Annotated in this window: 25 protein-coding genes; 11 read left to right on the top strand and 14 right to left on the bottom strand. The window is 65.6% G+C overall.

Annotated features, from left to right (window positions below):
* The first annotated feature begins 22 nt into the window (after window positions 1-22).
* Window positions 23-1795, top strand: coding sequence for a M61 family metallopeptidase (locus tag H4P35_RS01810; RefSeq protein ID WP_226847817.1), 1773 nt, complete (start codon window positions 23-25; stop codon window positions 1793-1795).
* Window positions 1796-2226: 431 nt separating this feature from the next.
* Here the strand turns inward: H4P35_RS01810 and H4P35_RS01805 are convergent, their stop codons facing one another.
* The 5 genes from H4P35_RS01805 to H4P35_RS01785 form a co-directional block, all read right to left on the bottom strand.
* Window positions 2227-3030, bottom strand: a complete 804-nt coding sequence (locus tag H4P35_RS01805) for a DUF6708 domain-containing protein (protein WP_226847815.1) — start codon at window positions 3028-3030, stop codon at window positions 2227-2229.
* Window positions 3031-3166: 136 nt separating this feature from the next.
* A complete protein-coding gene (locus tag H4P35_RS01800) occupies window positions 3167-3691 on the bottom strand; it encodes a DUF6708 domain-containing protein (protein ID WP_081100983.1) in 525 nt (174 codons plus the stop codon).
* Between the two features lie 275 nt (window positions 3692-3966).
* Window positions 3967-6546 carry a T6SS effector BTH_I2691 family protein gene (locus H4P35_RS01795; protein ID WP_226847813.1) on the bottom strand — a complete coding sequence of 860 codons (2580 nt, stop codon included), beginning with the start codon at window positions 6544-6546 and terminating at the stop codon, window positions 3967-3969.
* Window positions 6547-6897: 351 nt separating this feature from the next.
* Entirely contained in the window at window positions 6898-7050 is a 153-nt protein-coding gene (locus H4P35_RS01790; protein ID WP_175156449.1) for a hypothetical protein, read from the bottom strand.
* 180 nt (window positions 7051-7230) lie between these two features.
* On the bottom strand, window positions 7231-8133 hold the full coding sequence (locus H4P35_RS01785; protein WP_226847811.1) for an NAD(P)/FAD-dependent oxidoreductase: 903 nt from the start codon (window positions 8131-8133) through the stop codon (window positions 7231-7233).
* 122 nt (window positions 8134-8255) lie between these two features.
* Here H4P35_RS01785 and folB point away from each other — a divergent pair, with 122 nt between their 5' ends.
* Window positions 8256-8615: a dihydroneopterin aldolase gene (gene folB, locus H4P35_RS01780; protein WP_056565007.1), complete on the top strand. Its 360-nt coding sequence runs from the start codon at window positions 8256-8258 to the stop codon at window positions 8613-8615.
* A gap of 1 nt (window position 8616) precedes the next feature.
* Complete coding sequence (gene ttcA, locus H4P35_RS01775) at window positions 8617-9585, top strand: tRNA 2-thiocytidine(32) synthetase TtcA (RefSeq protein WP_226847810.1); 969 nt, start codon at window positions 8617-8619, stop codon at window positions 9583-9585.
* Between the two features lie 76 nt (window positions 9586-9661).
* On the opposite strand, the gene H4P35_RS01770 is transcribed toward ttcA, so the two are convergent.
* The 5 genes from H4P35_RS01770 to apaG all read right to left on the bottom strand — a co-directional run bounded on the left by H4P35_RS01770 (window position 9662) and on the right by apaG (window position 14504).
* On the bottom strand, window positions 9662-10618 hold the full coding sequence (locus tag H4P35_RS01770; protein WP_180099529.1) for a D-2-hydroxyacid dehydrogenase family protein: 957 nt from the start codon (window positions 10616-10618) through the stop codon (window positions 9662-9664).
* Window positions 10619-10685: 67 nt separating this feature from the next.
* Entirely contained in the window at window positions 10686-11474 is a 789-nt protein-coding gene (locus H4P35_RS01765; protein WP_226847808.1) for a DsbC family protein, read from the bottom strand.
* Between the two features lie 141 nt (window positions 11475-11615).
* Window positions 11616-12785, bottom strand: coding sequence for a UbiH/UbiF family hydroxylase (locus tag H4P35_RS01760; protein WP_226847804.1), 1170 nt, complete (start codon window positions 12783-12785; stop codon window positions 11616-11618).
* Window positions 12782-14089: a murein transglycosylase A gene (locus H4P35_RS01755; protein ID WP_063955998.1), complete on the bottom strand. Its 1308-nt coding sequence runs from the start codon at window positions 14087-14089 to the stop codon at window positions 12782-12784. The genes H4P35_RS01760 and H4P35_RS01755 overlap by 4 nt, the downstream gene beginning before the upstream one ends.
* 40 nt (window positions 14090-14129) lie before the next feature.
* Window positions 14130-14504 carry a Co2+/Mg2+ efflux protein ApaG gene (apaG, locus tag H4P35_RS01750; protein ID WP_056319266.1) on the bottom strand — a complete coding sequence of 125 codons (375 nt, stop codon included), beginning with the start codon at window positions 14502-14504 and terminating at the stop codon, window positions 14130-14132.
* 127 nt (window positions 14505-14631) lie between these two features.
* Between apaG and rpe the strand changes: the two genes are divergently transcribed.
* The 6 genes from rpe (at window position 14632) to trpC (ending at window position 20325) form a co-directional block, all read left to right on the top strand.
* Complete coding sequence (rpe, locus tag H4P35_RS01745; RefSeq protein ID WP_056319268.1) at window positions 14632-15360, top strand: ribulose-phosphate 3-epimerase; 729 nt, start codon at window positions 14632-14634, stop codon at window positions 15358-15360.
* Window positions 15361-15370: 10 nt separating this feature from the next.
* Window positions 15371-16078, top strand: coding sequence for a phosphoglycolate phosphatase (locus H4P35_RS01740; RefSeq protein ID WP_063956000.1), 708 nt, complete (start codon window positions 15371-15373; stop codon window positions 16076-16078).
* Between the two features lie 271 nt (window positions 16079-16349).
* Window positions 16350-17870, top strand: coding sequence for an anthranilate synthase component I (trpE, locus tag H4P35_RS01735; RefSeq protein WP_056319273.1), 1521 nt, complete (start codon window positions 16350-16352; stop codon window positions 17868-17870).
* 59 nt (window positions 17871-17929) lie between these two features.
* Complete coding sequence (locus H4P35_RS01730; protein WP_152383228.1) at window positions 17930-18496, top strand: aminodeoxychorismate/anthranilate synthase component II; 567 nt, start codon at window positions 17930-17932, stop codon at window positions 18494-18496.
* 12 nt (window positions 18497-18508) lie between these two features.
* The gene (gene trpD / locus H4P35_RS01725; RefSeq protein WP_152383227.1) at window positions 18509-19540 is read left to right on the top strand and encodes an anthranilate phosphoribosyltransferase; all 1032 of its coding nucleotides are present in this window, start codon (window positions 18509-18511) and stop codon (window positions 19538-19540) included.
* A complete protein-coding gene (gene trpC, locus H4P35_RS01720; RefSeq protein ID WP_062840097.1) occupies window positions 19537-20325 on the top strand; it encodes an indole-3-glycerol phosphate synthase TrpC in 789 nt (262 codons plus the stop codon). The genes trpD and trpC overlap by 4 nt, the downstream gene beginning before the upstream one ends.
* 20 nt (window positions 20326-20345) lie before the next feature.
* Here trpC and H4P35_RS01715 read toward each other — a convergent pair whose 3' ends face one another.
* Window positions 20346-22262 (bottom strand): sigma-54-dependent Fis family transcriptional regulator, encoded by a 1917-nt coding sequence (locus tag H4P35_RS01715; protein WP_226847803.1) that lies wholly within the window; start codon window positions 22260-22262, stop codon window positions 20346-20348.
* Window positions 22263-22469: 207 nt separating this feature from the next.
* Here H4P35_RS01715 and adh point away from each other — a divergent pair, with 207 nt between their 5' ends.
* Together adh and H4P35_RS01705 are read left to right on the top strand one after the other, a co-directional pair.
* Window positions 22470-23999: an aldehyde dehydrogenase gene (gene adh, locus H4P35_RS01710; protein ID WP_180099537.1), complete on the top strand. Its 1530-nt coding sequence runs from the start codon at window positions 22470-22472 to the stop codon at window positions 23997-23999.
* A gap of 92 nt (window positions 24000-24091) precedes the next feature.
* Window positions 24092-24469, top strand: a complete 378-nt coding sequence (locus H4P35_RS01705) for a DUF779 domain-containing protein (protein ID WP_056319287.1) — start codon at window positions 24092-24094, stop codon at window positions 24467-24469.
* Here H4P35_RS01705 and H4P35_RS01700 read toward each other — a convergent pair.
* From H4P35_RS01700 to H4P35_RS01690, 3 genes are all read right to left on the bottom strand, one after another.
* The gene (locus H4P35_RS01700; protein ID WP_179690848.1) at window positions 24466-24645 is read right to left on the bottom strand and encodes a hypothetical protein; all 180 of its coding nucleotides are present in this window, start codon (window positions 24643-24645) and stop codon (window positions 24466-24468) included. The genes H4P35_RS01705 and H4P35_RS01700 overlap by 4 nt on opposite strands.
* A gap of 70 nt (window positions 24646-24715) precedes the next feature.
* Window positions 24716-25366: a 2-hydroxychromene-2-carboxylate isomerase gene (locus H4P35_RS01695; RefSeq protein ID WP_226847802.1), complete on the bottom strand. Its 651-nt coding sequence runs from the start codon at window positions 25364-25366 to the stop codon at window positions 24716-24718.
* Window positions 25366-25641 carry a DUF2917 domain-containing protein gene (locus H4P35_RS01690; protein WP_056319478.1) on the bottom strand — a complete coding sequence of 92 codons (276 nt, stop codon included), beginning with the start codon at window positions 25639-25641 and terminating at the stop codon, window positions 25366-25368. Before H4P35_RS01690 ends, H4P35_RS01695 begins: the two co-directional genes overlap by 1 nt.
* Window positions 25642-25762 lie beyond the last annotated feature (121 nt).

Genomic DNA, 25762 nt, shown 5'->3' with positions numbered 1-25762 from the left:
TCTCCGGTAATAAGATATGAGCATGAAAAAAAATGATGACGTACCTCCCATACTTTACCGCCTTGCGCCGCACGATCCCGCCGGCCACCGCTACCGGATAACCCTTACGATCGCATCGCCCTCGCCCGCCGGGCAGCGCCTGTCGCTGCCCGCCTGGATCCCGGGCAGCTACCTGATCCGCGATTTCTCGCGCCAGATCGAAACCGTGTCGGCCCGCGCCGGCACGCGGCGCGTGACCGTCGACAAGATCGACAACCACACTTGGCAGGCCGCGCCGTGCGAGGGCCCGTTGCTGGTCGAGTACACGGTCTACGCCTGGGACCTGTCGGTGCGCGGCGCGCATCTGGACGAGACGCACGGTTTCTTCAATGGCACCAGCGTGTTCCTGCGCGTGCACGGCCAGGACCACGAGCCCTGCCTGGTGGACCTGGCGCCGCCGCGCGGCATCGACGGCTGGAAGGTCTACACGAGCCTGCCCGAAGCCGCAGGCCACAAGGGCGCGGCGCGCCGTCACGGTTTCGGGCTATACCTGGCGCCGGACTATGACGCGTTGATCGATCACCCGGTCGAGATGGGCACGCCGCAGGTGTCGCGCTTTGTGGCGCATGGCGCGGAACACGAACTGGTGTTCACGGGCGTGGCGCCGAATCTGGATCTGGCGCGCATCACGGACGACGTGAAGAAGATCTGCGAGACGCAGATCGCTTTCTTCGAACCCCGCACGAAGCGCGCGCCGTTCCTGGACAGCGCGGACCGCTATGTCTTCATGACGATGGTCACGGGCGACGGCTACGGCGGCCTGGAGCATCGCGCCAGCACGGCGCTGATGACGGCGCGCAAGGACCTGCCGGTGCTGGGCCAGCAAGGCCAGGGCGAAGGCTACCGGGGATTCCTGGGGCTGGTGAGCCACGAGTATTTCCACACCTGGAACGTCAAGCGCATCAAGCCGGATGTCTTCGCGCCGTACGATCTGTCGCAACCGGACCTGACGCGCCTGTTGTGGGTGTTCGAGGGCTTTACGTCCTACTACGACGATCTGCTGCTGCTGCGCTCGGGCGCGATCACGCGCGCGGATTACCTGCGCCTGCTGGCCAAGACGATCACCAGCGTGGCCCGCACGCCGGGCCGCCACAAGCAGTCGGTGGCAGAGAGTTCTTTCGATGCGTGGACGCGCTATTACAAGCAGGATGAGAATTCGCCGAATGCGCTGGTGAGCTATTACACGAAGGGCGCGCTGGTGGCGCTTGGGCTGGATCTGCTGATCCGCGAGGAATCGTCGGGCGCGCATTCGCTGGACGATGTGATGCGGTTGCTGTGGGATCGCTATGGCCGGGACTTCTATCGAGGCAAGCCGCACGGTTTGCCGGAAGACGGACTGCCGGCGCTGATCGAGGAAGCGACGGGGGTGGACACGCGGCGCTTTATCGCTCGTCATGCGTACGGGACGGCGGATGTGCCGCTGGCTTCATTGCTTGAAACACACGGCGTGAAGCTGCAATGGAAGACGTCGGCCAATATTCCGTCATTGGATGTGCGCACGCGCAAGCAAGGCGACTCGCTGACGCTGGCGACGGTTCTTGAAGGCGGGGCGGGGCACAAGGGGGGCTTGTCGGCGGGTGATGTGCTGGTGGCTATCGATGGACTACGGGTGGATGCGCCGGCGGGGTTGGATCTGCTGCTGGCGCAGTACCGGGTTGGGGATCGGGTGACCGTGCATGTGTTTCGGCGGGATGAGCTGCGGGAATTTCGGGTGAAGTTGAGTGGGCCTGAGGCTACGGAGTGTGTGTTGGTTTAGGGGTGGTGGTACCGGCCTGATGGATTGAGTTCTTAAGGCGTCCGGCATGGTTCGTCCGGCAGGGTTCTTAAGGCGCCCGGCGCGTCGTGGGCCTGGGGCGGGCGGGGCGAGTCGGGTTCTTGAGGTTCTTGCACGCAGTCTTTTGGGAGAGAAGCGTCTTGCGGTGCCCGTCCCCGGGCGGCCGCGCGGGCGGCCTTCGTGGACTTACGCGGCGTCTTGCGTCGTCGCTTTGACGCTTCGCGTGTGGCTGCTTCCTCTCAAGGTGTCTGACACCCTGGTGAGATTTCCGTCATACCCAGTGCGTCTCCCTAGGGTGTCAGACACCGGCAGAAGTGGGCGTTCGCCAATCGAATGTACCTGGGCTGTGGCGCTGCAGTAGGTGGCAAGCGGGCCCTTTTGGCAAGCGATCCAGTCCTCGGCCTCGACCGCCTTCACGGTGCAGTTCGTGATTCAAGATCCATATCCGCGGGCCACTGGACCCTAGGGGCTAGACGCAAGGCGATGTTGTAGAGAGCGACGTCGTTGGTATCACGTGGTTCGGCACGATCAGGGTCGAGGCCTTTAATGCCGTTCTGCATGTAGGCGCACACGTAGGCCCAGAAACTGGAGGTGTTCGCAGCGTCGGTGTTCAATTGGAAGCGCGCCACGACGTTGTTCGTGCCGGGTTTCACCACCGCGATGGAGACGCCTTCTTTGATGATGAGCCCGCCGCCAGGCGTCGCACCACGGACTTTCCACTTCTCTGCTCGCAAGTCGTCCCAGTCGTAACTCGCCGTGGTGACGCATCCGCGATCGAAGGGATTCCACCAAACTGATTGGAAGTCGTAGACGTATACCTTACGACGTAGGCGATTGAAGCGGAGCGGAAGATCGCGGGGTGGGGAAACGTCGGCACGATAGAAAATGCATGCTGCGTAAGCGCACAGGGCAAGTGTCATTACGTCTAGAAAGACAATTCCAACAATCTCACCGACGGAGCTGAAAGCCGCCGCAGTCGCATAAGAATGCGCTGCGGAAAAAATTACATACTTGAGACCCACCCATGCCATAACCAGTGAGAAGTAAAAAATCCCTCCGCGAAGGCTCGACGTGTTCCGGGCGAACTGGACATACGTTCCATCCATATGCGTCGGTGCCTGCCATAGCAGCATTGGGGGCTCGTCGAGCGGGTCGTTGGCGCCGGGAAGATCCCGTTGCCAGCCGACGCAGGGGGGATTCAGTTGAGGTTTCGCCATCAGCGTTCCCTAGAAATGTCGATGGCGGCGAAGTGGGCGTTCGCCAATCGAATGTACCGGGGCTGTGGAGCTGCAGTAGCTGGGTGGCGAACGGTCCCTTCTGGAAAGCGAATCCAGTCTTCGGCCTCAACCGGCTTCATGGTGCCGTTCGTGATTCAAGATCCATATCCGCCGGCCACTGAACCTTTGGGGCCAGGCGCAAGGCGATGTTGTAGGGAGCGACGTCATTGGCATCGCGAGGTTCGGCACGATCGGGGTCGAGGCCGTTGATGCCGTTCTGCATATAGGCGCACACATACGCCCAGAAGTTGGAGGTGTTCGCAGCGTCGGTGTTCAATTGGAAGCGCGTCACGACGTTGTTGGTGCCTGGTTCCACCACCGCGATGGAGACGCCTTCCTTGATGATGAGCCCACCGCCCGGAGTCGCGCCGCGGACTTTCCACTTCTCTGCGCGCAGGTCGTCCCAGTAATAACTCGCCGTCGTCACATACCCGCGCTCGAAGGGATTCCACCAGACTGAATGGAAGCCATAAACGTAGACCTTGCGACGTAGGCGATTGAAGCGAAGCGGGAGATCGCGTGGCTGGGAGACGTCCGCGCGATAGAACACACATGCTGCCCAAACGCATACTGCGATGGCAATTGCAAACAGCAAGAACATTCCTATTTCAAAAGCCCCCACACCCGTCGTCGTGATGGCCCTGAGATTTCTAGTGATCAGAATTGTCTGTTCGAGACATGTCCATGCAATCAGCAGCGAAAAGAAAAGGAGCGTTCCGCGAAATATAGATGTACTCCGAGCGAACTCGACATACGTTTCGTCCATATGCGTCGGAGCTCGCCATAGCAGCAGAGGGGGCTCAATGAGAGGGTCATTGGGGCCCGGCAGATCACACTGCCATCCGGCGCACGGGGGACTTAGCTGTGGTCTCGCCATCAAATTTCCTCCGTGATCTCGATAGCTGCGAAGCCGGTGCTGTCGTCCTTATCCGGCCAGAATGCCACAGCAAATGTTGCCGATTTAATCGTGTTGATCGGATCCAGCCAGTATCGGCCGCTGAGAATCGGCCGTTCCGATGTTGGTTTCGTCTCGCCGACCAGCGTGTAGTCGGGATGATTGAAGTCCGAAGTTTGCACGCCGTGGGCGGTATCGTTAACTTGCCCAGATGCCATGACGTGCGAAGACAGAGTAGGACTTCGTTTGCCATCTTGTGCGAGGCCAAAGCGCTCGATAGTGAGGGTGAAGCGGTAGCGGGATCGTACGGTATCGAAGCCAGGTAGGATCGCCCTATAAACAAGCGCTTTTGTCTGTATTACCGCGCCGCGGTTCTTGAGCACTTCAATGTCTTCGCTATAAAGCTCATCTATCGGTCTTGCTCTGCCTTCATCAGAGAAACGGAGGTCGACATCCATGCCGAGGACTGCGGCGTTGAGTGCAGCGATGGCGACGTCCATATTCTCCGGGTCGCGCCAGTGTTCACTACCTTCTGTTCGGCCGAAGTAGCACCGCCGAGCCCATTTTTCCAAAGTATCGGACTCTAGGATTTTTGCGATCTGCAACATCGCGTAGGCGACCAGTCCGACAACAACGCCCGCTCCCAACGCTCCGAACAGCGCAAGCGACCCCGTAACTCCAAAATAAGTGAGCCCGGCTCCGATGATCGATAGAAAGCCGGAAAATGCGTAGGGAATTGCGACAACAGCTTCGCCAGCCTTTATTACACGGATGCCGGCCCGAAAACTAGCACCGGCATCCGCAATCCCCGCCAAAGCCGAAATCGCTCCCCCCACCATCACCATCTTCGAACCCAACCCGACGACGCGCGTGAGCACGGGAGTTTTCTCCACACCCCAGCGCAGCACGAACCCTCGGGCAGCGTCCGCCGGTACCTTGATCGCCAGACCGGCGGCTTCAACACTCGCTCCCATGAAGCCCAGCGCCACGCTATAAAACGCCACAACAGCCTCCGGATGGCGCGCGCCGACTTTCGCATCCAGGTCAGCTAACGTGCTTTTCAAGCTGTCCTGCAGAAAATACAGGCCGATGAAAGACAAGCCACCATCCACGCTACCCACGGCCAAGTTCTTCAAGCTCGCAAAGGTGCTGCCGGCGACACGACGAGCCCCCGCCGCGCCAACTTGCAGGCCCTCGAGCACCGCGGCGGCAGCGGGTTCCAGATTCTTCAGGCCGGCGTTGACCTGGCGTAGCGCAGACTTGGCTTCTCTGTTGATCTCTTGCGGCGGGGCATCCGTGATGCCGCCCGCGAGACAAGCCGCGGTGGTGCTCAGGCGGCATTGCTGCGAACGCGCATCGGCGTCCGCATAGTCCAAAGCCATGATCCGGCGCCAACTGGCGCCAGCCACCAGGTCGGCCCAGTCGGTTGCATAAGCGTCGATCTGCTTTTGAAAGCGGTCGTCTTCCTTGTCGTACGCATCCTGAAAAGTCTTTCGCCCTGCTGGGCCGGTTTCCCAGTAACGATCTTCTAGCCGGGCCATGCGACGCCCGGTCTCGCGATTGACCACGCCAGCACGTTGTTGTGCGGGGTCATGGAATACGGGCGGGACGCCGGATTCGCTGGACGTCCAGTAGTCGCTAGGTGGCGGCGGCGGCGGGTGTGCAGCCGCTACCTGCTGGGCGATGTAAGCCTTGAAGCCGAGCAGGCATTGCGAGGTGAGGTAGGCGTACCGCCTCGTTGGCTCTTCACGCCACCGCTGGCGCATCGTGTTGACAGACAGCCGAAGGCTGTTGAGCTCTGTCGCCATGCCTACGGGGTCGGGCAGGATGAGCCCTGCAACCCCCTTCGCAAGCCCATGCTGCTTTTCTAGCATGCGCAATTGCGCCTGCATGGCTTCCAGGCGGGCATGACGGGGATGCCAGTCATGAACGCTACCGAAGTCGCGCGTGCCGATGGCGTACTCGGCGACATGCTGGGCAAGATCATCACCGTGCTCAAGGCCAAGCGCCTGGTTGCCACCTGTCGGATCCTGCTTGAGCGTGATCAGATTGATCCCCCTGAACCGATCCCGATAATCAGCGGGCAGTGCCTTTCCATCAGCGTGCTTGCCGGTGCGGTAGGCATCGAGTGTTGCCTTCGGCCAAGGGTCCTGTGAAAACGCGATCCAGGCCTGCTTGTGCGCTGCGGTGTCGATGTTGATGAATGCCGAGCGCAGATCGTGTCCGGCGTCCAGGCAAGCTTTGGCTAGGGGCTCGGGCGCCGCCCGTGGCAGGGAGAATGGATTGAACTGGCGCAGATAGCCTTCCGGGGTGACCTGATAGGCATGCCAGATTTCTTTGTCCAGCAGCACATAGACATACCCCTGCCGCAATACACGCAATGCGGTCTGAATGGATTCGTGACTCAGTGCGCCATGTTGCTTGAGTCCGTCTGTGAGCGGCATGACTGCAAGCCGTAGCGGCAGGATCGGTAAGCCGGTACGTTCACACGCGCTGCACGTGCCGGTGGGATTGGGCGCCGCCTGGCGCCGTGCCTGGGTCAGGGTCTTGCTGATGCTCATGTGTAGCTCGCGGCCGGAGGTAATGACGCAACGATGCGCTGCCACGCAAAGTCGTCGTAGTTTTTAAAGCGCGCACGGGTTGTCCTTGGTGCCAAGCGGCACTACCGCTTTTAGAAGCTGTCGATACTGCGTGTAAATCAAAGGAGTCTTATTAGTGAACCGAATTGATCTGGTGTTAGCAGATGCTTGAAACGATCCGATTTATCTGCCGCAGTATCCTGAGCGACAGCACGTGACGAACGCCGACAGCGCTAATAGGTTGGGCGACGGCGGTCACGTCCAGGCACAGCGCAGCGGCCGATCCGACGGCCAGGGTTGTGAAACGTAGCTTCTTTGCCGGGCGCTCGACGTTTACGCGTAGCGCGGCACGCCCTCACCGTCCAGGACGATCGTGCACGGCGCTTGCGTGAAGTGCAGCGGCGCGCCGGTGACGGTGCGCAGGAAGGATTCGCTGACGCCCGCCTTCATGGCGTGCACCTGCTTGGCGCCGACGGTCAGGTCCATCGCGGCGCCGGCCCGATTCTCCACGATGACCCTGCCCCAGCCTGGCCGACAGCTTGTCGGCGATGTGGCGCGCCGAGATGTCGATGGTGCCGCCGGGCGCGGCGCGGTCAAATGCCTATTCTGGAATCCGGAGGTGTGGGTTCGCCTGGGCTGAAGAGCGCATTGCGGCCCGCGGCCCGTTCACGCCCCCGCGCGCTCCCAGCGCCGCTGGATGGCCTTGGCGGCCACCACGCCGTCGGCCATCGAGGTCACCACGCATGGATGCATGCGGTGCGCGACTTCGCCAATGGCGTAGATGTCCGGCACGCTGGTCTCGGCGGTGGCGAAGTCGGTGCGGATGTAGCCGCGCTCGTCGCGCGCCAGGTGCAGCGTGTCGGCAAACGCGGCCTGCGGTTCCCAGCCGTAGAAGACCAGGATCAGGTCGTGCTGGCGGCCGTCCACGCTGCGCGCGGCGGGATCGACCTGGTAGGGGCCGATGTGCACGCCTTCGGACCCCGCGCGCGTGACCCACTGCTGCTGGGCGCGCACGCTGCGGGCATACAGATGAACCGTTCGCGCGCCGCGGTTGCGCACGTAGACGAAGTTTTCAAAGGCGTTGTCGCCCCCGCCCAGCACGGCGACCGACAAACCCGAATAGTCCTGCGCCACGATGGGCGAGCCGGGGCCGATCAGCACGCCCGGCCAGGACGCGCCCGGCGGATGGCCGGGCAGGCCCTTGGCGCGCACGCCCGAGGCAATGACCAGGGTGCGGGCGCGGGCCAGGGTCTGCTCGCCGTCCGGACCAGAGAGCGTGGCCTCGATGCCGCCCTTGCACGGCCGCACGCCGGCGACGCGGGTTTCCAGCCGCAGGGGCACGTTGGCGGCGCGCACGCTGGCGTCGATATTGGCCGCGACCTGCTGGCCGGTGACGCCGGGCAGGACAGCGATCCAGTCGTCGGCAAACGGGTTGTCATTGCCCAGGCCGCCCAGGCGGGCGCTGGCCTCGACCAGCAACGGCGACAGGCCCAGGCGGGCCAGCCAGAGGGCGCAGGAGGCGCCGGCCGGGCCGCCGCCTACAATGACCGAATCGTGCATCTGTTGCATTTCACCCCTTATTGACTGCGCCGGCGCCTCGCGGGCGCCCGGACATGGCCGGATTGTAGCCAGCGCGTCACCCCCATCCGTCGTCGCCTTACAATTCGGGCTATTCCACCCAGGTTTTCATCATGCCCACTCGCCGCATCATTCTTTCCGGGCTTGCGCTCGACGCCCGCATCGGCATCCTCGAGCACGAGCGCCGCGCCACCCAGCCCCTGCACGTCGATGCCGAATTCGACGTCGACATCCAGCGCTCGGTGGACGACCACGATATCCACAGCGTGCTGGACTACCGCCGGCTGCGCGAGGCCATCGTCGAGGAATGCACGCAGGCGCACGTGAACCTGATCGAAACCCTGTCCGAACAGGTCGCGGCGCGCCTGCTTGCCGACTTCCAGGAAATCCGCGCGCTGCGCCTGCGCATCAGCAAGCCCATGGCCTTCTCCGACTGCGCGGCGGTGGGCGTGGAAATCCAGATCAACCGCTGACATGAACGATATCGCTCCCCCCGACGTGCAATTTCGCACGCCCGCCGACGAAAAAGCCCGGCACGAAGGCAACAAGCTGACCAAGCGGCTGGCGCGCGAGACCACGCGCGCCCTGTCCGACTACAACATGATCGAGGAAGGCGACCGCGTGATGGTCTGCCTGTCCGGCGGCAAGGACTCCTATGCCATGCTGGACATCCTGCTGCAGCTCCAGAAGCGCGCGCCGTTCAAGTTTGAACTGATCGCCGTGAACCTGGACCAGAAGCAGCCGGGCTTTCCCGATCACATCCTGCCGCAGTACCTGAAGGAACTGGGCGTTCCCTTCCACATCGAGACGCAGGATACGTATTCCATCGTCACGCGCGTGCTGGAAGAGGGCAAGACGATGTGCTCGCTCTGTTCGCGGCTGCGTCGCGGCATCCTGTACCGCGTCGCCTCGGAACTGGGCGCCACCAAGATCGCGCTGGGCCATCACCGCGACGACATCCTGGCCACGTTCTTCCTGAACCTGTTCTATGGCGGCAAGGCCAAGGGCATGCCGCCCAAGCTGGTGTCCGACGACGGCCGCCACACGGTGATCCGCCCGCTGGCCTACGTGGTCGAGTCCGACCTGATCGCCTACGCCGAGCTCAAGCAATTCCCGATCATTCCGTGCAATCTTTGCGGTTCGCAAGAGAACCTGAAGCGCAAGGAAGTGGGCCGCATGATCAAGGAATGGGACAAGCAGCACCCGGGCCGGTCGTGGAACGTGTTCAACGCGCTGTCGCGCGTCGTGCCCTCGCACCTGATGGACCGGGACCTGTTCGACTTCGTGGGCCTGAAGCCCACGGGCGTGCCGGACGCCAACGGCGACACGGCGTTCGATACGGTCGACCCCACGGAAGACGCGGACGAAGCGTGCGGCGATACGCCGACGGCGTTGGAGCCGGGCGCGATCATCGAAAAGAAGGTGATGTTCTCGCGCGGGTGATGCGGCGCAGGACAAACAAACAAGGGGCTGCGATTGCAGCCCCTTTTTTTTGCAGCCTTGCGCTTGCGCTGCAGAATCAGGCGTTCAGCACGCGGATCGGCGCGCCCGCCGCCCACGCCTTCACGGCTTCCAGGCAGTTCTGGTAGAACGCCTCGAAGTTTTCGCGGCTGACATAGCCCAGGTGCGGCGTGAGGATCACGTTGTCCAGGTCGCGCACGGAGTCAGTGGGCGACAGGGGCTCCTCGGGAAAGACGTCCAGGCCCGCGCCGGCGATGCGGAATTTCACCAGGGCGTCCATCAGCGCTTCCTGGTCGACAAGACCCGCGCGCGACGTGTTCACGAGGTACGCGGTGGGCTTCATGGCGGCCAGCGCGGTGGCGTCCACGATGTGTCGGCTGCGCTCGGACAGGATCAGGTGCAGGCTGACCACGTCGGACGTGGAAAAGAGCGCGTGCTTGTCCACGCGCGTGACGCCGGCGGCCTGGGCGCGCTCATCGGTCAGGTTGGGGCTCCAGGCCACGACGTCCATGCCAAAGGCCAGTCCCACCTTGGCGACTGCGGCGCCCAGCTTGCCCAGGCCCACCACGCCCAGGCGCTTGCCGGCCAGCGGCTCGGGCATGCCGGTCTGCCACATGCCGCGGCGCATGGCGGCATCTTCGGCGGGAAGGTGCTTGAAGAGACCCAGGATGTGCGCCCACGCGAGTTCCGCGGTGGCGGTGTTGGCATCGGCGCTGCCGGGCGCGCCGGACACGACGATGCCCTGCTCGGCGCAGGCCTGCATGTCGATGGCGTTGTTGCGCATGCCGGTGGTGACCAGAAGCCGAAGCTTGGACAGCGCGCGAATGCGCTCGGCGGGGAACGGCGTGCGTTCGCGCATGGCGACGATCACGTCGAAGGGCGCGAGCGCGGTTTCGACCTGGTCGTCGGGGATGAAGTTGTTGAAGATCTGCACCTCGGCGTCGCCGCCCAGCGAGGTCCAATCCGCATAGCGCCGGGCTACGTCGTGGTAATCGTCGAGAATTGCGATTTTCAAGTCTTGTCTCCGGGAGGGATGGCGCTTGCCGCGCCCCCCTTTCCCGGGCCGGCGCGACGCGCGCCGGTCAGTTCAAACGGGCCTTGAGCTGGTCCAGCGGCAGCGCGCCGCTGATGCGAGAGCCGTCGGCAAAGAACAGCGTCGGCGTGCCGCGCACCATCAGTTGCTGGCCAAGCGCCAGCAGCTTGTCTTCGGGCACGTCGCAGTTGGCGGTGGCCGGCGTCTTGCCGCGCAGCATCCAGTCGTCCCAGGTCTTGCCCTGGTCCTTGGCGCACCAGACGTTGCGCACCTTGACCTTGGAGTCGGGCGACAGGATGGGATAGAGGAAGGTGTAGACGGTCAGGTTGTCCACGTCTTCGAGCGTCTTGCGCAGCTGCTTGCAGTAACCGCAGTTGGGATCTTCAAAGATCGCGACCTTGCGCGAGCCATCGCCCTTGACCTGCTTGATCGCCAGATCCAGCGGCAGTTGGTCGAAGGTGACGGCGCTGAGCTTTTCCTGCGATTCGCGGGTGACGTCGCGGCGCGTGGCGGCGTCGATCAGCGGTCCTTCCATGACCCAGGTGACGCCTTCGTCGGTGTAGATCAGGTCCATGCCGAGCTGCACTTCGAACAGGCCATAGGGCGTGCGGCGCACGGTCGTGACATTCATGCCCGAGAAACGCTGCTGAAAGCGCTCCTTGACGGCGGCCGACTGCGGATCGAGCTCAGTGGTGGCGACGCTGGTTTCGCCCTTGGCCGCCTGCCCCACCGATTGCGTGGAGACAGACTTCGCGCCCTGCGCATGGGCCGTGGCGGACAGGCCGATGCCCGCGGCGAGGAAACAGGCCGCCAGCGTGGCGGGAATGCGGAATTTCATCGGTGCTCCAGTACTTGTCAGTCGTGTGCTCAGCCGGAAAGCGTAACCGATCCGGGGCGGGCGGCCACGCCAGGTAGTGGCGCGACCATGACCCTCAGACGGCCGCCGGGCCGCGCAGGTTCCGCTGGACGAGGCGCCGCCCTAGTTGGCGGACGCCCCCGCGATCAGGCGGCGCTTGATCAGCGGTGCGCGCTCGACCCAATGCATGCCGGCGTTGCGCAGCCAGACAAGCGGCGTCGCCTTCGATCCGAAGAGCTTGTGCAACCCGTCCGTGGCCAGCCGCATGGCCAGTACCGGCTCGGCGCGCGCCCGCTGGTAGCGGTGCAACACGCGCAGGTCGCCGGCCTGGCGGTAGGGTTCACGTCCGGCGACGATGCGGGCCAGCGCCTCGACGTCGCCCAGCCCCAGGTTCAGGCCCTGCCCCGCCAGCGGGTGCAGGCGGTGCGCCGCGTCTCCGGCCAGTGCGATGCCGGGCGCGACCATCTGGGCGCGCTCCAGCGTCAGCGGAAAACCGTGCAGCTTGCTGCGGACTTTCAGGCGGCCGAGCCGCCCTTCGGCGGCCTCGGCCAGCAAGGCTTCCAGGCGGGCGGTTTGCGCTTCCTGCGGCAGTTCCAGTAATTGCTGCGCCAATTCGCTGCGCATGGACCAGACCATGGACACCTGCGGACCGTCCGCGGTATCGGGCAACGGCAGCAGGGCCAGCACGCCGTCGTCGCGGAACCATTGGAACGCGGTGCCCTGGTGCGGCAGTTCGGCGTCCAGATGCACGACGAGTCCGGTGTCGTCGTAGGACTGGGCTTCGTGCTTCAGCCCGGCAGCCTCGCGCAGCGGCGAGGCCGCCCCGTCGGCGCCGACGAAGAGCTCGGCCTGAATGCGCGCGCCGCTCTCAGTCTGGACCGCGCCATCCTGGTAGCCGGTGCAGCGGTCTTCCAGCCAGGAGATGCCGAACATGCGCACGGCCTGGATCAGGACGCGCTCGATCTCGCCGGATTCGACAATCCAGGCCAGCTGCGGCAGCGCCGCCTGCCAGGCGTTCAGGTTCACCTGGCCGTCCGCGTCGCCGTGGATCTCCATGGCCTGCACGGGCATCAGGCGGGACGCGGGCATGGCGTCCCACACGCCGATGTCGGCCAGAAAACGCTGGCTGGCGGGCGAGATGGCGTAGACGCGCGGGTGATAGTGGTTGGGATCGGCCGGCGGCACGGCGGCGCGCGGCGCCAGCACGGCCACGCGCTGGCCGCGGCGGGCCAGCGCCAGGGCGGTGGACAGGCCGACGATGCCGGCCCCGCAAACTACGATCTGATGGCTCATCGTGCGGAAGGCTCCCCGGCCTGTTTGGGCCACAGCAGCCACATCTGGCCGCGTTGCTTCATGCGGCCGGCCTGCTGCCCGGCTTCTTCGCCGTAACCCCAGTAGAAGTCGGCGCGCGCCGCGCCGCGGATGGCGGTGCCGGTGTCCTGCGCGAACACCAGGCGCTGCAGGGGCCGGTCCGAGGCGGGATAGGTGGTGGACAGAAAGAGCGGCGTACCCAGCGGCACGAAGGTGGCGTCCACCGCCACCGAGCGCCGCGGCGCCAGCGGAATGGCGTAGGCGCCCTTGGGCCCTTGCTCGGGATCGATCACCGCCTCTTCGCGGAAGAACACCACCGCCGGGTTGGCGTTAAGCATTTCAGGCACGCGCTTGGGATTACGCTGCGCCCACGCCCGGATGTTCTGCATCGACGCCTGGTCGGCGGTCAGTTCGCCGCGTTCGATCAGCCAGCGGCCGATGGACACGTAGGGCTGGCCATTGTGGTCGGCGTAGGCGACGCGGATGGTCTTGCCGGCATCCGGGCCGTCCGTCAGCTGCACGCGGCCGGAGCCCTGGACCTGCAGGAAGAAGTTGTCCACGGGGTCGTCGACCCACACCACCACCGGTGGGCGGCGGCCGGAAGACGATTCGATGGCGGCGCGGGTGTCGTAGGGCACGACGCGCTTGCCGTCGAGCTTGCCGCGCACGCGCTTGCCGGCCAGGTCCGGATAGACCGACCCCAGGTCGATCGTCAGCAGGTCGGCGGGCACCGCGTACAGCGGCCACTGGTAGACGCCGCCCTGACGGCGCGATCCGCGCACCAGCGGCTCGTAGTAACCCGTCACCGTGTTCGTGGCGGGCTTGCCGTCGGCGGCGTTCAGGCGCCAGGGTTGCAGGTAGGTCTGCAGAAAGCGGCGCACGCCTTCACCGTCGCCCGCAGCGGGCGCGCGGGCCGGATCGATGGCGGCGGCGCAAACCGGCTGCCAGGCGCGCGGCGTGGCGCGCGCAGGCGCGGCCAGGTTGCCGCTGGTGGGCCGCATCAGGCCCTTGCAGTTGCGCAGGAAAAGGGGCCAGAACTGGTTCAGGTCGTCGGCGCTCCAGCCGGGCAGCTCGGACCAGTTGGCCGGTTTGAGCTTGCCGGCCAGCGCGCGCGGCGGGGAATCGGGCAGCGAGGCCAGCGGCGGCACCACGAGCGGGCCGTCGGTCACCGCCGGGACGCGCGCGCCGGGGGTGGCGGGCTGGCCGGATTCAGGGGGGATATCCGAGGGGGTGGAACATGCCGCCAGAAGGACCGACAGCACGGACAGGCTAAGAATGCGCTTCATGAGCTAATGGAAAGACGTGCAACGGATGGCCGGACCATGCTCAGTGCAAGGTGCGCGGCATGGCCAGGACGAATTCGGAGATCGGCACTTCGAACGGGATGCCGTTCTCGCCGACGCAGTGGTAGATGCCGCGCATCGTGCCCACCGGCGTGGGCAGGGGACAGCCGCTGGTGTACTCGAAGGTCTCGCCCGGGGCCAGGAGGGGCTGCTGCCCCACGATGCCCAGGCCGCGCACTTCCTGCACGCGCTGGTTGCCGTCGGTGATGATCCAGTGGCGGCTGATCACCTGCGCGGGGTGTTCGCCGGTATTGGTGATGCGGACGGTGTAGGCAAACACGAATTGCTGTTCGCCGGGGTCGGACTGTTCGGGCACGAAGCGCGGAGAGACAGAGACGCTCAGGTCGTAAGGTTTCACAGTCCTTCCCTGTGTGGCTGCACGCGGGCGGCGCAACGTCGGCGCCCACGCTTGAAAGACGGAATTTCAGACGCGCCGGACCGGGGCATACCCGCTGCGGCGCCTCAAACTGCAATAATGGCACATTATGCCCTCCCCGACCCCGAACATCATGTCCAAGCAAACGGCCTGCACCCGCATTACTCCCAGCATCCTGTCGGCTGACTTCGCCCGGCTGGGCGAAGAAGTCCGCAACGTCGTCGCCGCCGGCGCCGACTGGATCCACGTGGACGTGATGGACAACCACTATGTCCCCAACCTGACCATCGGCCCGATGGTCTGTGCGGCCATCCGCCCCCATGTCCAGGTGCCGATCGACGTGCACCTCATGGTCGAACCGGTGGACGCGCTGGTGCCGCAATTTGCCAAGGCCGGCGCCGACTACATCAGCTTTCACCCCGACGCGAGCGCCCACGTGGACCGCACGCTGTCGCTGATCCGCGAAAGCGGCTGCAAGGCGGGCCTGGTCTTCAACCCGGCCACGCCGCTGTCCTACATGGACTACGTGATGGACAAGATCGACCTGGTCCTGATCATGTCGGTGAACCCGGGCTTTGGCGGCCAGAGCTTCATTCCGGCGGCGCTGACCAAGCTGCGCGAGGCCCGCGCCCGCATTGACGCCTGGATGCAGGCCGGCGGCCAGGAGATCGTTCTGCAGGTGGACGGCGGCGTCAAGATCGACAACATCGCCGAGATCCGCGCCGCGGGCGCCGACACCTTCGTGGCGGGCTCGGCCATCTTCGGCAAGCCGGATTACGCCGGCATCATCAAGGCCATGCGCGAGCAGATCGCCATCGGCGAAACCACCGCCGTCTAAGGAAATCGACATGACCGCTTTTCGCGCCGCGCTGCTGGACCTGGACGGCACCCTGCTCGACTCCATTCCCGATCTTGCGTTCGCCGCCAACGCCATGCGCGTCGAACTTGGCATGATCGCGCTGCGCGAGGACGTGGTGGCCACGTTCGTCGGCAAGGGCGTGGACAACCTGGTGCGGCGCAGCCTGGCCGGTTCGCTCGATGCCGCCGACCCGGCGCCCGACGAATTCCAGCGCGCCCGCGAGGCCTTCTACCGCCATTACCACCTGGTCAACGGCGAGCGGGCGCAGGTCTACCCGGGCGTCATCGACGGGTTGAAACTGATGCGCGATCAGGGCCTGAAGCTGGCCGTGGTCACCAACAAGCCCACGGAATTCACCCTGCCGCTGCTGCAGCGCACGGGGCTGGCGGGCTTTTTCGAGGCAGTGGTGTGCGGCGACACCTGCGAGCGCCGCAAGCCCGACCCCGACCAGATCCACCATGCGTGCGACCTGATGGGCGTGGGCGTGAACGAGGCCGTGACGATCGGCGATTCGATCAACGACGCGCAGGCCGGCCGTAGCGCGGGCACGCAGGTGCTGGTGGTGCCGTACGGCTACAACGAAGGACGTGACGTGCGCGAGTTGGATGTCGATGGTATAGTTGACACGCTTGTTGACGCCGCCCAGTGGGTCGCGCTCTGGAATCAGAACCAGAACGCAGCTAAAGTCCCCGCCTGAAGCGCGTCGCAACCCAAGCACGAATTCACTACCGCGTACTCATACCGAACCGCTAAATGAACGTTTCCATCCAGAACCAAATGCTCGGCGCCTCGTGGCGTTGGTGGCGTTTGTCTTCCGGGTGGCGATGATTCCCTTCCCGGCCCTAGACGCGACCTTGCCGCCTAGCGCCGACACTGTGTAAACAGAGCCCAACCCGGAACCAGTCAACTGGACCGGGTTTTTTGTTGCGTGCCCGGTCCGAAAGCAGACACCGCTTACGAGACCCGACATGACCGAAATCGAATTCAAGGCCCTTGCGGCACAAGGCTACAACCGCATTCCGCTGGTGGCCGAGACCTACGCCGACCTGGACACGCCGCTGGGCATCTACCTGAAGCTGGCGCACGCCGGCCCCCTGGCCGGCCGCATGACCTGCCTGATGGAATCCGTGGTGGGCGGCGAGCGCTTCGGCCGCTATTCGTTCATCGGCCTGCCGGCGCGCACCGTGATCCGTGCCAGCGGCACGCGCACCGAAGTGCTGCACGACGGCAAGGTCGCCGAAACCCACGACGGCGATCCGCTGGCGTTCATCGAGCAATACCAGAGCCGCTTCAAGGTCGCGCTGCGTCCCGGCATGCCGCGCTTTTGCGGCGGCCTGGCCGGTTACTTCGGCTACGACACCGTGCGTCACATCGAGCCCTGCCTGGGCCCCGCGGTCAAGCCGTTCCCGGCGGGCATGGAAGGCGGCACGCCCGACCTGATGCTGATGCACGTGGACGAACTGGTCATCGTCGACAACCTGGCCGGCCGCATCTACCTGATGGTCTACGCCGACCCGAGCCAGCCCGAGGCCTACAGCCGCGCGCAGCAGCGCCTGACCGACCTGCGCGCGCGCCTGCGACGTCCCGTGGAAATTCCGTACAGCCACGCCAGCATGCAGACCGAGGAACGGCGCGATTTCAAGAAAGAGGACTACCTGGCGGCCGTCCTGCGCGCCAAGGAACATATCGCCGCCGGCGACCTGATGCAGGTCCAGATCGGCCAGGTCATCGCCAAGCCCTTCCGCGACTCCCCGCTTTCCCTCTACCGCGCCTTGCGGTCGCTCAACCCCTCCCCCTACATGTACTTCTGGAACTTCGGCGACTTCCAGGTCGTGGGCGCGTCGCCCGAGATCCTGGTGCGTCAGGAGCGCACGGTGGAAAACGGCGAACCGAAGTCGCAGATCACGATTCGTCCGCTGGCGGGCACGCGCAAGCGCGGCGGCACCCCGGAAGAAGATGCGGCGCTGGCGGCCGAACTGCGCGCCGACCCGAAGGAGATCGCCGAACACGTCATGCTGATCGACCTGGCGCGCAACGACGTGGGCCGCGTCGCGCAGGTGGGCTCGGTGAAGGTCAGCGACACCATGGTGATCGAGCGTTACTCGCACGTAATGCACCTGGTGTCCAACGTGACCGGCACCCTTAATCCTGGCATGAGCAGCATGGACGTGCTGCGCGCTTCGTTCCCGGCCGGCACCCTGACCGGCGCGCCGAAGGTCGAGGCCATGAAGATCATCGACGAACTGGAACCCGTGCGCCGCGGCATCTACGGCGGCGCGGCCGGCTACCTGAGCTACGGCGGCGAGATGGACGTGGCGATTGCCATCCGCACCGGCGTCATCAAGGACGGCACGCTGTACGTGCAGGCCGCCGCCGGCATCGTGGCCGATTCGAACCCCGAAGCCGAATGGGCCGAGACGGAAGCCAAGGCGCGCGCCGTGCTGCGCGCCGCCGAGCAGGTGCAGCACGGCCTGGACGAACCCATCTGAGCCCTCCCGGCCGAACCGATTTACCGCCCGGGCCGCAAGGCGGCCCCGAGGAGAAAAAAATGCTGTTGATGATCGACAACTACGATTCCTTTACCTACAACCTGGTGCAGTACTTTGGCGAACTCGGCGTGGACGTGCGCGTGGCGCGCAACGACCAGATCACACTGGAAGAGGTTGCCGCGCTGAACCCCGACCAGATCTGCGTGTCGCCCGGCCCCTGCTCGCCGGCCGAGGCGGGTATCTCGGTGCCGCTGATCCAGGCCTATGCCGGCAAGAAGCCCATTCTGGGCGTGTGCCTGGGCCACCAGGCCATCGGCGCGGCCTTTGGCGGCAACATCGTGCGCGCGCAGCAGATCATGCACGGCAAGACGATTCAGCTTTCGCACACGGGCACTGACATCTTTGAAGGCCTGCCGACGCCGTACACTGTCATCCGCTACAACTCGCTGACGATTGACCCGGCCACGCTGCCGGACTGCCTGGCTGTCACCGCCACGGCGCCGGACGGCGACATCATGGGCGTGCGGCACAAGACGCTGCCGCTGTACGGGGTACAGTTCCACCCCGAATCCGTACTGAGCGAGCACGGCCACGCCCTGCTGCGCAATTTCCTGAACCTCGCCTAAGAAGGACGCACCGTGACGATTTCCCCCACCGAAGCGCTGACGCGCTGCATCGAACACCGCGAAATTTTCCACGACGAAATGCTGCATCTGATGCGCATGCTGATGCGCGGCGAGATGTCGCCGCAGATCGCCAGCGCGCTCCTGATGGGCCTGCGCGTCAAGAAGGAAACCATTGGCGAGATCACCGCGGCGGCGCAGGTCATGCGCGAATTTGCCACGCCCGTGGTCACGCCCAATCCGAACGACCTGCTGGACATGTGCGGCACCGGCGGCGACGGCAGCCACACGTTCAACATTTCCACGACCGCGATGTTCGTCGCGGCCGCGGCCGGCGTGCCGATTGCCAAGCACGGCAACCGCAGCGCCTCGTCGTCCAGCGGCAGCGCCGACGTGCTGGAGGCCCTGGGCGCCAACCTGGTACTGACCCCGGAACAGGTGGCCGAGTGCATCCAGGAAACCGGCATTGGCTTCATGTTTGCCCCCGCCCACCACGGTGCGATGAAGAACGTGGCCGCCGTCCGCAAGGAACTGGGCGTGCGCACGATCTTCAACATCCTGGGCCCGCTGACCAACCCGGCCGGCGCCGCCAATCAGCTGATGGGCGTGTTCCACCCTGACCTCGTGGGTATCCAGGTCCGCGTGCTGGAACGCCTGGGCTCGCGTCATGTGCTGGTCGTGCACGGCAAGGACGGCATGGATGAGGCCTCGCTGGGCGGGGCCACGATGGTCGGCGAACTGAAGGACGGCGTGGTCCGTGAATACGAGATCCACCCCGAGGACTACGGGCTATCCATGATGTCCAACCGGAGCATCAAGGTGTCCAATCGCGAGCAGTCGCGCGAGCTTGTCATAGAGGCGCTGGAAAATGTCGAGGGCGCGGCCCGTGACATCGTGGCCCTGAACGCCGGCCTCGCCATCTATGCCGGCAACAAAGCCGATTCCATTCCCGAAGCCTTAGCGCTAGCATTTGAACTAATTTCCACCGGCGCGGCGCGAGCCAAGCTGGAAGAATTCTGCGCATACACCCGGACATTCCAGAAATGAACGATATTCTTGCGAAGATCCTCGCCGTCAAGGCCGAGGAAGTCGCCGCCGCCCGCCAGATGCGCAGCGAAGCCGAAGTCCTGCGCGAAGCGCAGGCGCGCCAGGACGTGCGCGGTTTCGCCCAAGCCATCGAAGACAAGATTTCGCAGGGCAAGGCCGGCGTCATCGCTGAAATCAAGAAAGCCTCGCCCTCCAAGGGCGTCATCCGCGAGGGCTTCGCGCCCGCCGAGATCGCGGCCACCTACGCCGTGCATGGCGCGGCCTGCCTGTCCGTGCTGACGGACGTGCAGTTCTTCCAGGGTTCGCACGACCACCTGCGCCAGGCGCGGGCCGCGTGCGCGCTGCCGGTGCTGCGCAAGGACTTCGTGATCGACCCCTACCAGATCGTCGCCGCGCGCGCGATGGGCGCCGACTGCGTGCTGCTGATCGTGGCCGCCCTTACGCCCTCGCAATTGCGCGATTACGAAACGCTGGCCATCGAGCTGGGCATGGACGTGCTGGTTGAAGTGCACGACGCGCAGGAACTGGACGTTGCGCTCACGCTCAAGACGCCGCTCCTGGGCATCAACAACCGCAACCTGCGCACGTTCGAGACCAGCCTGCAGACCACGCTGGACCTGCTGCCGCGCATCCCCGCCGGCAAGCGCGTCGTGACCGAAAGCGGCATCCTCAAGCCGGAAGACGTGAAGCTGATGCGCGACCACAAGGTCGATGCCTTTTTGGTGGGCGAAGCGTTCATGCGCGCCAAGGACCCGGGCGCCGAGCTGGCGCGTCTGATCGGGTAAAGGCAGGGCGCTGGCAGCGGTTATTTCGGCCGCGCCAGCCCCAATGCGGAAGCGCGCCGGTACACCGTGCTGCGGTGCACGCCCAGCGCGCGCGCCGCACGGCTGACGCTGCCGCCGTGCGCCTCAAGGGCGCTGCGGATGGCGGCATCGGTCATGGCGTGCAGGTCGGCGGCCGCACCGGCCGGCGCGGGCGTTGACGTTGCGGCGCCCGGCGCGGGTATCTCCCGCTTCGCCGCGCTCGCTGCACCGCGCAATTCCGCTGGCAGCATGTCGGCGTCCACCCTGCCCGCCGGCCCGGCCAGCACATGCAGGGTGCGCAGCACCGACGCCAGTTGACGGTAGTTGCCCGGCCACGAATACGCCGCGAGGACGGCTTCGATGGCGGGCGGCAGCGCTGGACCGGCGCCCTGCGCCGCCCACAGGTCGCGCAGCAATTCCAGGCGGTCCGCCCGCGCGCGCAAGGGCTCCAGCGTGACGGTGTATTCGGCGATGCGAAAGTACAGGTCGGGCCGCACCGGCGCGTCCGGACCTTCATGCGCAAGCGGCCGATGCGTCGCGCACACCAGCGTGAAATCCACCGGGATGGGCCGCGCCGCGCCCAAGGGCGAGACCTCGCGCGTCTGCAGCACGCGCAACAGGCGCGATTGCAGAAGGAGCGGCATGTCGCCGATCTCGTCCAGGAACAGCACGCCGCCATGCGCCTGCCGCAACAGGCCCTTGCTGCCCTGGCGGCGCGCACCGGTGAAGGCGCCTTCTTCGTAGCCGAAGAGTTCCGATTCGATCAGGCTCTCGGGCAGGGCGGCGCAGTTCACCGCCACGAAGGGACCGGCGGCCCGCTGGCCGCGCGCATGGATCTGCCGCGCGAACACTTCCTTGCCCACGCCGGTTTCGCCCTGCAGCAGAATCGACACGCCCGCGTCCGCCAGGTGCACGGCGCGCGCCAGGGCCCCTAGCGTGGCGGCGTCAAAGCTGGGCGCGGGCGTCTTGGCGGCGGCGCCGGGGGCACGCAGCGCCGGGGTGGCGGGGGGTTGCGGCGGGCGCGTGCGCGGCATGCGCAGGCGCGCGTGATAGACCGCGCCAGTCCGCGTGTGCACGCGGCCCGCGGCATCCGGGCCACGTCCGATATCGCCGTCGAACACATCCGCGTAGCGGTACACGCCCAGCGCGGTGGCCGCCAGCCCCAGCGCGTGCAGCGCACGGCGGTTGGCGCCGACCAGCAGGTCGCCCTGGAATGCGAGCAGCGCTTCGCCAGGCTGACCCAGCCCCGCCAGGTCGGCATGCAGGCGCAGCACCGTGCATTGTTCATAGGCGCCTTCGAACAGTTGGTGTTCGATGCGGTCCACCGCCCCGCGCACCAGCGCCAGCACATCCGGACGCACGTCGCGGGCCTGGCTGGACAGATCCAGCACGCCCACGGTGCGGCCTTCGCTGTCCGTGATGGGCACGGCCGCGCAGGTCAGGATGCGATTGGGTTCGAAATAGTGTTCCGCGCCATGCACGGCAATGGGACGGCCTTCGACGAGCGCGGTGCCGATGGCGTTGGTGCCGGCGGCGGCCTCGTCCCAGGGCGCGCCCGGCATCAGGGCCACGCGCGAGGCGCGATGCGCGAAGCCCGTGTCGCCGTCCGAGTCCAGCACCAGGCCCTGCGCGTCCGACAGGATGACCAGGTTGCCGCTGCCGCCCGCCTGGTGGCGCAGATAGGCGATGGCGGGTTCGGACATGCGGCGCAGCGCTTCGTTTCGCTGCTGCGCTTCGCGCAGTTCGCCCTGCGTCATGAGTTCGGCGCGGCGCACGCCGCGCATGTCAAAGCCCAGGTCGGCGCAGCGGCGCCAGGAACGCAGGATCGGTTCGGCAACCATGCCGCCCGGCACCGCGCCCTGCTGGTTAAAAAGCAGCCGTGCCTGCGTCAGCGTCTGCCGACGGGAGTAAGAGGCCATGTATGTCTCCTGGGAGCGGCGTTCTGCGACGCCTGTGCTGCGACACCTGTTTCGCGACAACGTCGCAGATTGCGACACTGAAGGCGGAAAAACTACTTTCGCACGCGTGGGACGGGCTGTCCAGCCGGGATGCCCCGACTGGCATGCGTTTTGCTTGATGCAGGACAGGCAGCCCACTGCCGCCATCCCAACGATACGGAGACAAGCATGGACATCGCGACCCGCGTTACCCCGCAGACCTATGGCACCCGCCTGGACCTCAGGACGCAGTACGACAACTTCATCGACGGCAAATGGCAGTCGCCCGCGGATGGCGAATACTTCGACAACGTCACCCCGGTCACGGGCCAGACCCTGACCCGCCACGCGCGCTCGAAAGAGCGCGACATCGAACTGGCGCTGGATGCCGCGCACCGCGCCGCGCCCAAATGGGGTGCGACCCCGGCCGCCGAGCGCGCCCGCATGCTCATGAAAATTGCGGACGTGATGGAAGCCAATCTGGAACGTCTGGCCACGGCGGAAACCTGGGACAACGGCAAGCCCATCCGCGAGGCCCGCGCGGCCGACATTCCCCTGGCCATCGACCACTTCCGCTACTTTGCCTCGTGCATCCGCAGCCAGGAAGGCGGGCTATCCGAGATCGATCAAGACACGGTGGCCTACCACTTCAACGAACCGCTGGGCGTGGTCGGACAGATCATCCCGTGGAACTTCCCCATCCTGATGGCCGCCTGGAAGCTTGCACCCGCGCTGGCGGCGGGCAATTGCGTGGTGTTGAAACCCGCCGAACAGACGCCGCTGGGCATCCTGCTGCTGATGGAACTGGTCGGCGACATCCTGCCCCCGGGCGTCGTGAACGTGGTGACCGGCTTCGGCCTGGAAGCCGGCAAACCGCTTGCCTCAAACAAGCGCATCGCCAAGATCGCCTTCACCGGCGAAACCACCACCGGCCGCCTCATCATGCAGTACGCGTCGCAGAACATCATTCCGGTCACGCTGGAACTGGGCGGCAAGTCCCCCAACATCTTCTTTGCCGACGTGGCCGCGCAGGACGATGACTTTCTGGACAAGGCGATCGAGGGCTTCGTCATGTTCGCGCTGAACCAGGGCGAAGTGTGCACGTGCCCCAGCCGCGCGCTGATCCAGGAATCGCTCTACGACAAGTTCATGGAACGCGCGCTGAAGCGCGTGGCCGAGATCAAGCAGGGCAACCCGCTGGACGCCGACACCATGATCGGCGCGCAGGCCTCCACCGAACAGCTCGAGAAGATCCTTTCGTACCTGGACATCGGCAAGCAGGAAGGCGCGGACGTGCTGGCCGGGGGCTCGCGGGCGCAGATGCAAGGCGCGCTGGAAAGCGGCTACTACGTGCAGCCCACGGTGTTCAAGGGCCACAACAAGATGCGCGTGTTCCAGGAAGAAATCTTCGGGCCGGTCGTGGCGGTCACCACGTTCAAGGATGCGGACGACGCGCTGGCGCTGGCGAACGACACGCTCTATGGCCTGGGCGCCGGCGTGTGGTCGCGCGACGCCAACACGTGCTACCGCATGGGCCGCGCGATCAAGGCGGGCCGGGTGTGGACCAACTGCTATCACGCCTATCCGGCGCACGCGGCATTTGGCGGCTACAAGCAATCGGGCATCGGACGCGAGAACCACAAGATGATGCTCAACCACTACCAGCAGACGAAGAACCTGCTGGTGAGCTATTCGCCCAAGAAGCTGGGGTTCTTCTGATCCGCCAAGCTTGATTCACCAACCCCGGGCCGCTTGCCGCGGCCTGTCCTGCGCGCCGGGCCTGCCCCGGCGCGCCTGCAAGGAATCCAGCCATGGCAGAGCACACGCCACGCGTGGTGGCGACCGACGAGGCGCGCCACCTGATCGACACCCTGCGGGCCAAGCACGGTCCGCTGATGTTCCACCAGTCCGGCGGCTGCTGCGACGGCAGCTCGCCCATGTGCTATCCGCAAGGCGAGTTCATGGTCGGCGGCTCGGACGTCCTGTTGGGCGACCTGGAAGGCTGCCCGTTCTGGATCGGCGAGGACCAGTTCGCGTACTGGGAGCACACCCAGCTGGTCATCGATGCCGTGCCGGGACGCGGCGGCGCCTTTTCGCTGGACAGCGCCGAGGGCAAGCGCTTTCTCTTGCGCTCACGGCTCTATTCCGATGAAGAGTGGGCGAACGTCGGACCGGTGACCAAGGGCTAGCGCAGGTTGCCACGGCCGCGGCCGCTGCCGCTGGGCAGGGTGTCGTCCTGCACCGCGGCCCGGTCGGCCTGTTTCCACTGAAAGGACACCCGCCGGATGCGGGCGGCGCGAAATTGCGTGAACGAGCGGCCGCCCGGCATGGGCGCGCCGCGATAGGCGCTGCTTGCGTTTTTCATTGCTGATGAAGCGTTGACGAGAAATCTTGCGGTGCGTGGATGACGGCCGTGGCGGAACGGAGCGCCTGCCCTAGCGAGGCTGCCGCGGCGACCAGGCGCTGGCGGGCGCGGTGCGGCGGGTCCATTCCAGCGCATCTTCCAGACGGTCGTTGCCCCAGAACATTTCGCCCTCCACGAAGAAGGTGGGCGCGCCGAACAGTCCCAGGTTGCGCGCGCGGTCCACGCGCTTGCGCAGCGCCTCCTTGGCGCCTTCGGTCTTGGCGCGGGCGATGAGCGCGTCGGCATCCAGCGACAGGCCCGAGAGCAGCTCGTGCACCACGTCCTCGGCCTGGATATCCAGGTCGTGCTGGAAGTTCGCCCGGAACACCGCCACGCAGAAATCGCGGCCCCACGGCTCGTCCTCGCCCAAGAGCGCGATGCGCGCCGGCAGCACGCTCATGCGCGGGAACATGCGCGGCCGGTTGTAGACCACGCCGTACTTGTCGGCCAGCCGCGCAATGTCGCGCATCATGTACGCGCCCTTGCCGGGGAACAACCGGAACGGCGTGTCGTTCCAGCCCTGCGCCTGAAAGATCGGCCCCAAGAGGAAAGGCCGCAGATCGACCTCGACGCCCGCTTCCTGGGCCAGCGCATCAATGCGCTCGATTGCCAGATAGCTGTAGGGGCTGGCGAAATCGAACCACATTTCGATCCGGGGCGTATCGGGCAAGGACGCGGTCATCACAGGAACTCCAGTTGGCCTGCATGGCAAGGCGAAGCGGCGGCACACTGCACCTGCCGCCCCCCCAGGGAAAGTAGCGCGACCTGCGCATCCGGCAGGCCGCTGATGACGACGTCGCGATCGCTATCCACGGTCAGGGTCTGGCCCGCTTGAAGCACGCTGTCGTCGAAGCGGCGGTATTCGGATATCCACAAGGCGCCGGCGTGACACACGATGCGAACGCCCGAGGCGCGCTTGAGCAGCATAGTCGAGCCGCCGGCCAAACGGAATGACATTCCCGCAGTGCAACATAACTGGATCATGGCGTACCTCCTGGCCGCGGCAGCGGCTATCGCGGTGGGCGGCCGGGATTTTGTCCCGGTCACCCAACGTCTGAGTCATATTGGACGCCCCGGC

Origin of the sequence: Achromobacter sp. 77 (genome assembly GCF_020541125.1) — a bacterium.
GTDB lineage: Bacteria > Pseudomonadota > Gammaproteobacteria > Burkholderiales > Burkholderiaceae_B > Achromobacter > Achromobacter mucicolens.
Note: the sequence above shows the minus strand (reverse complement) of the source record. Positions and strands in the feature narration are given on the sequence as shown.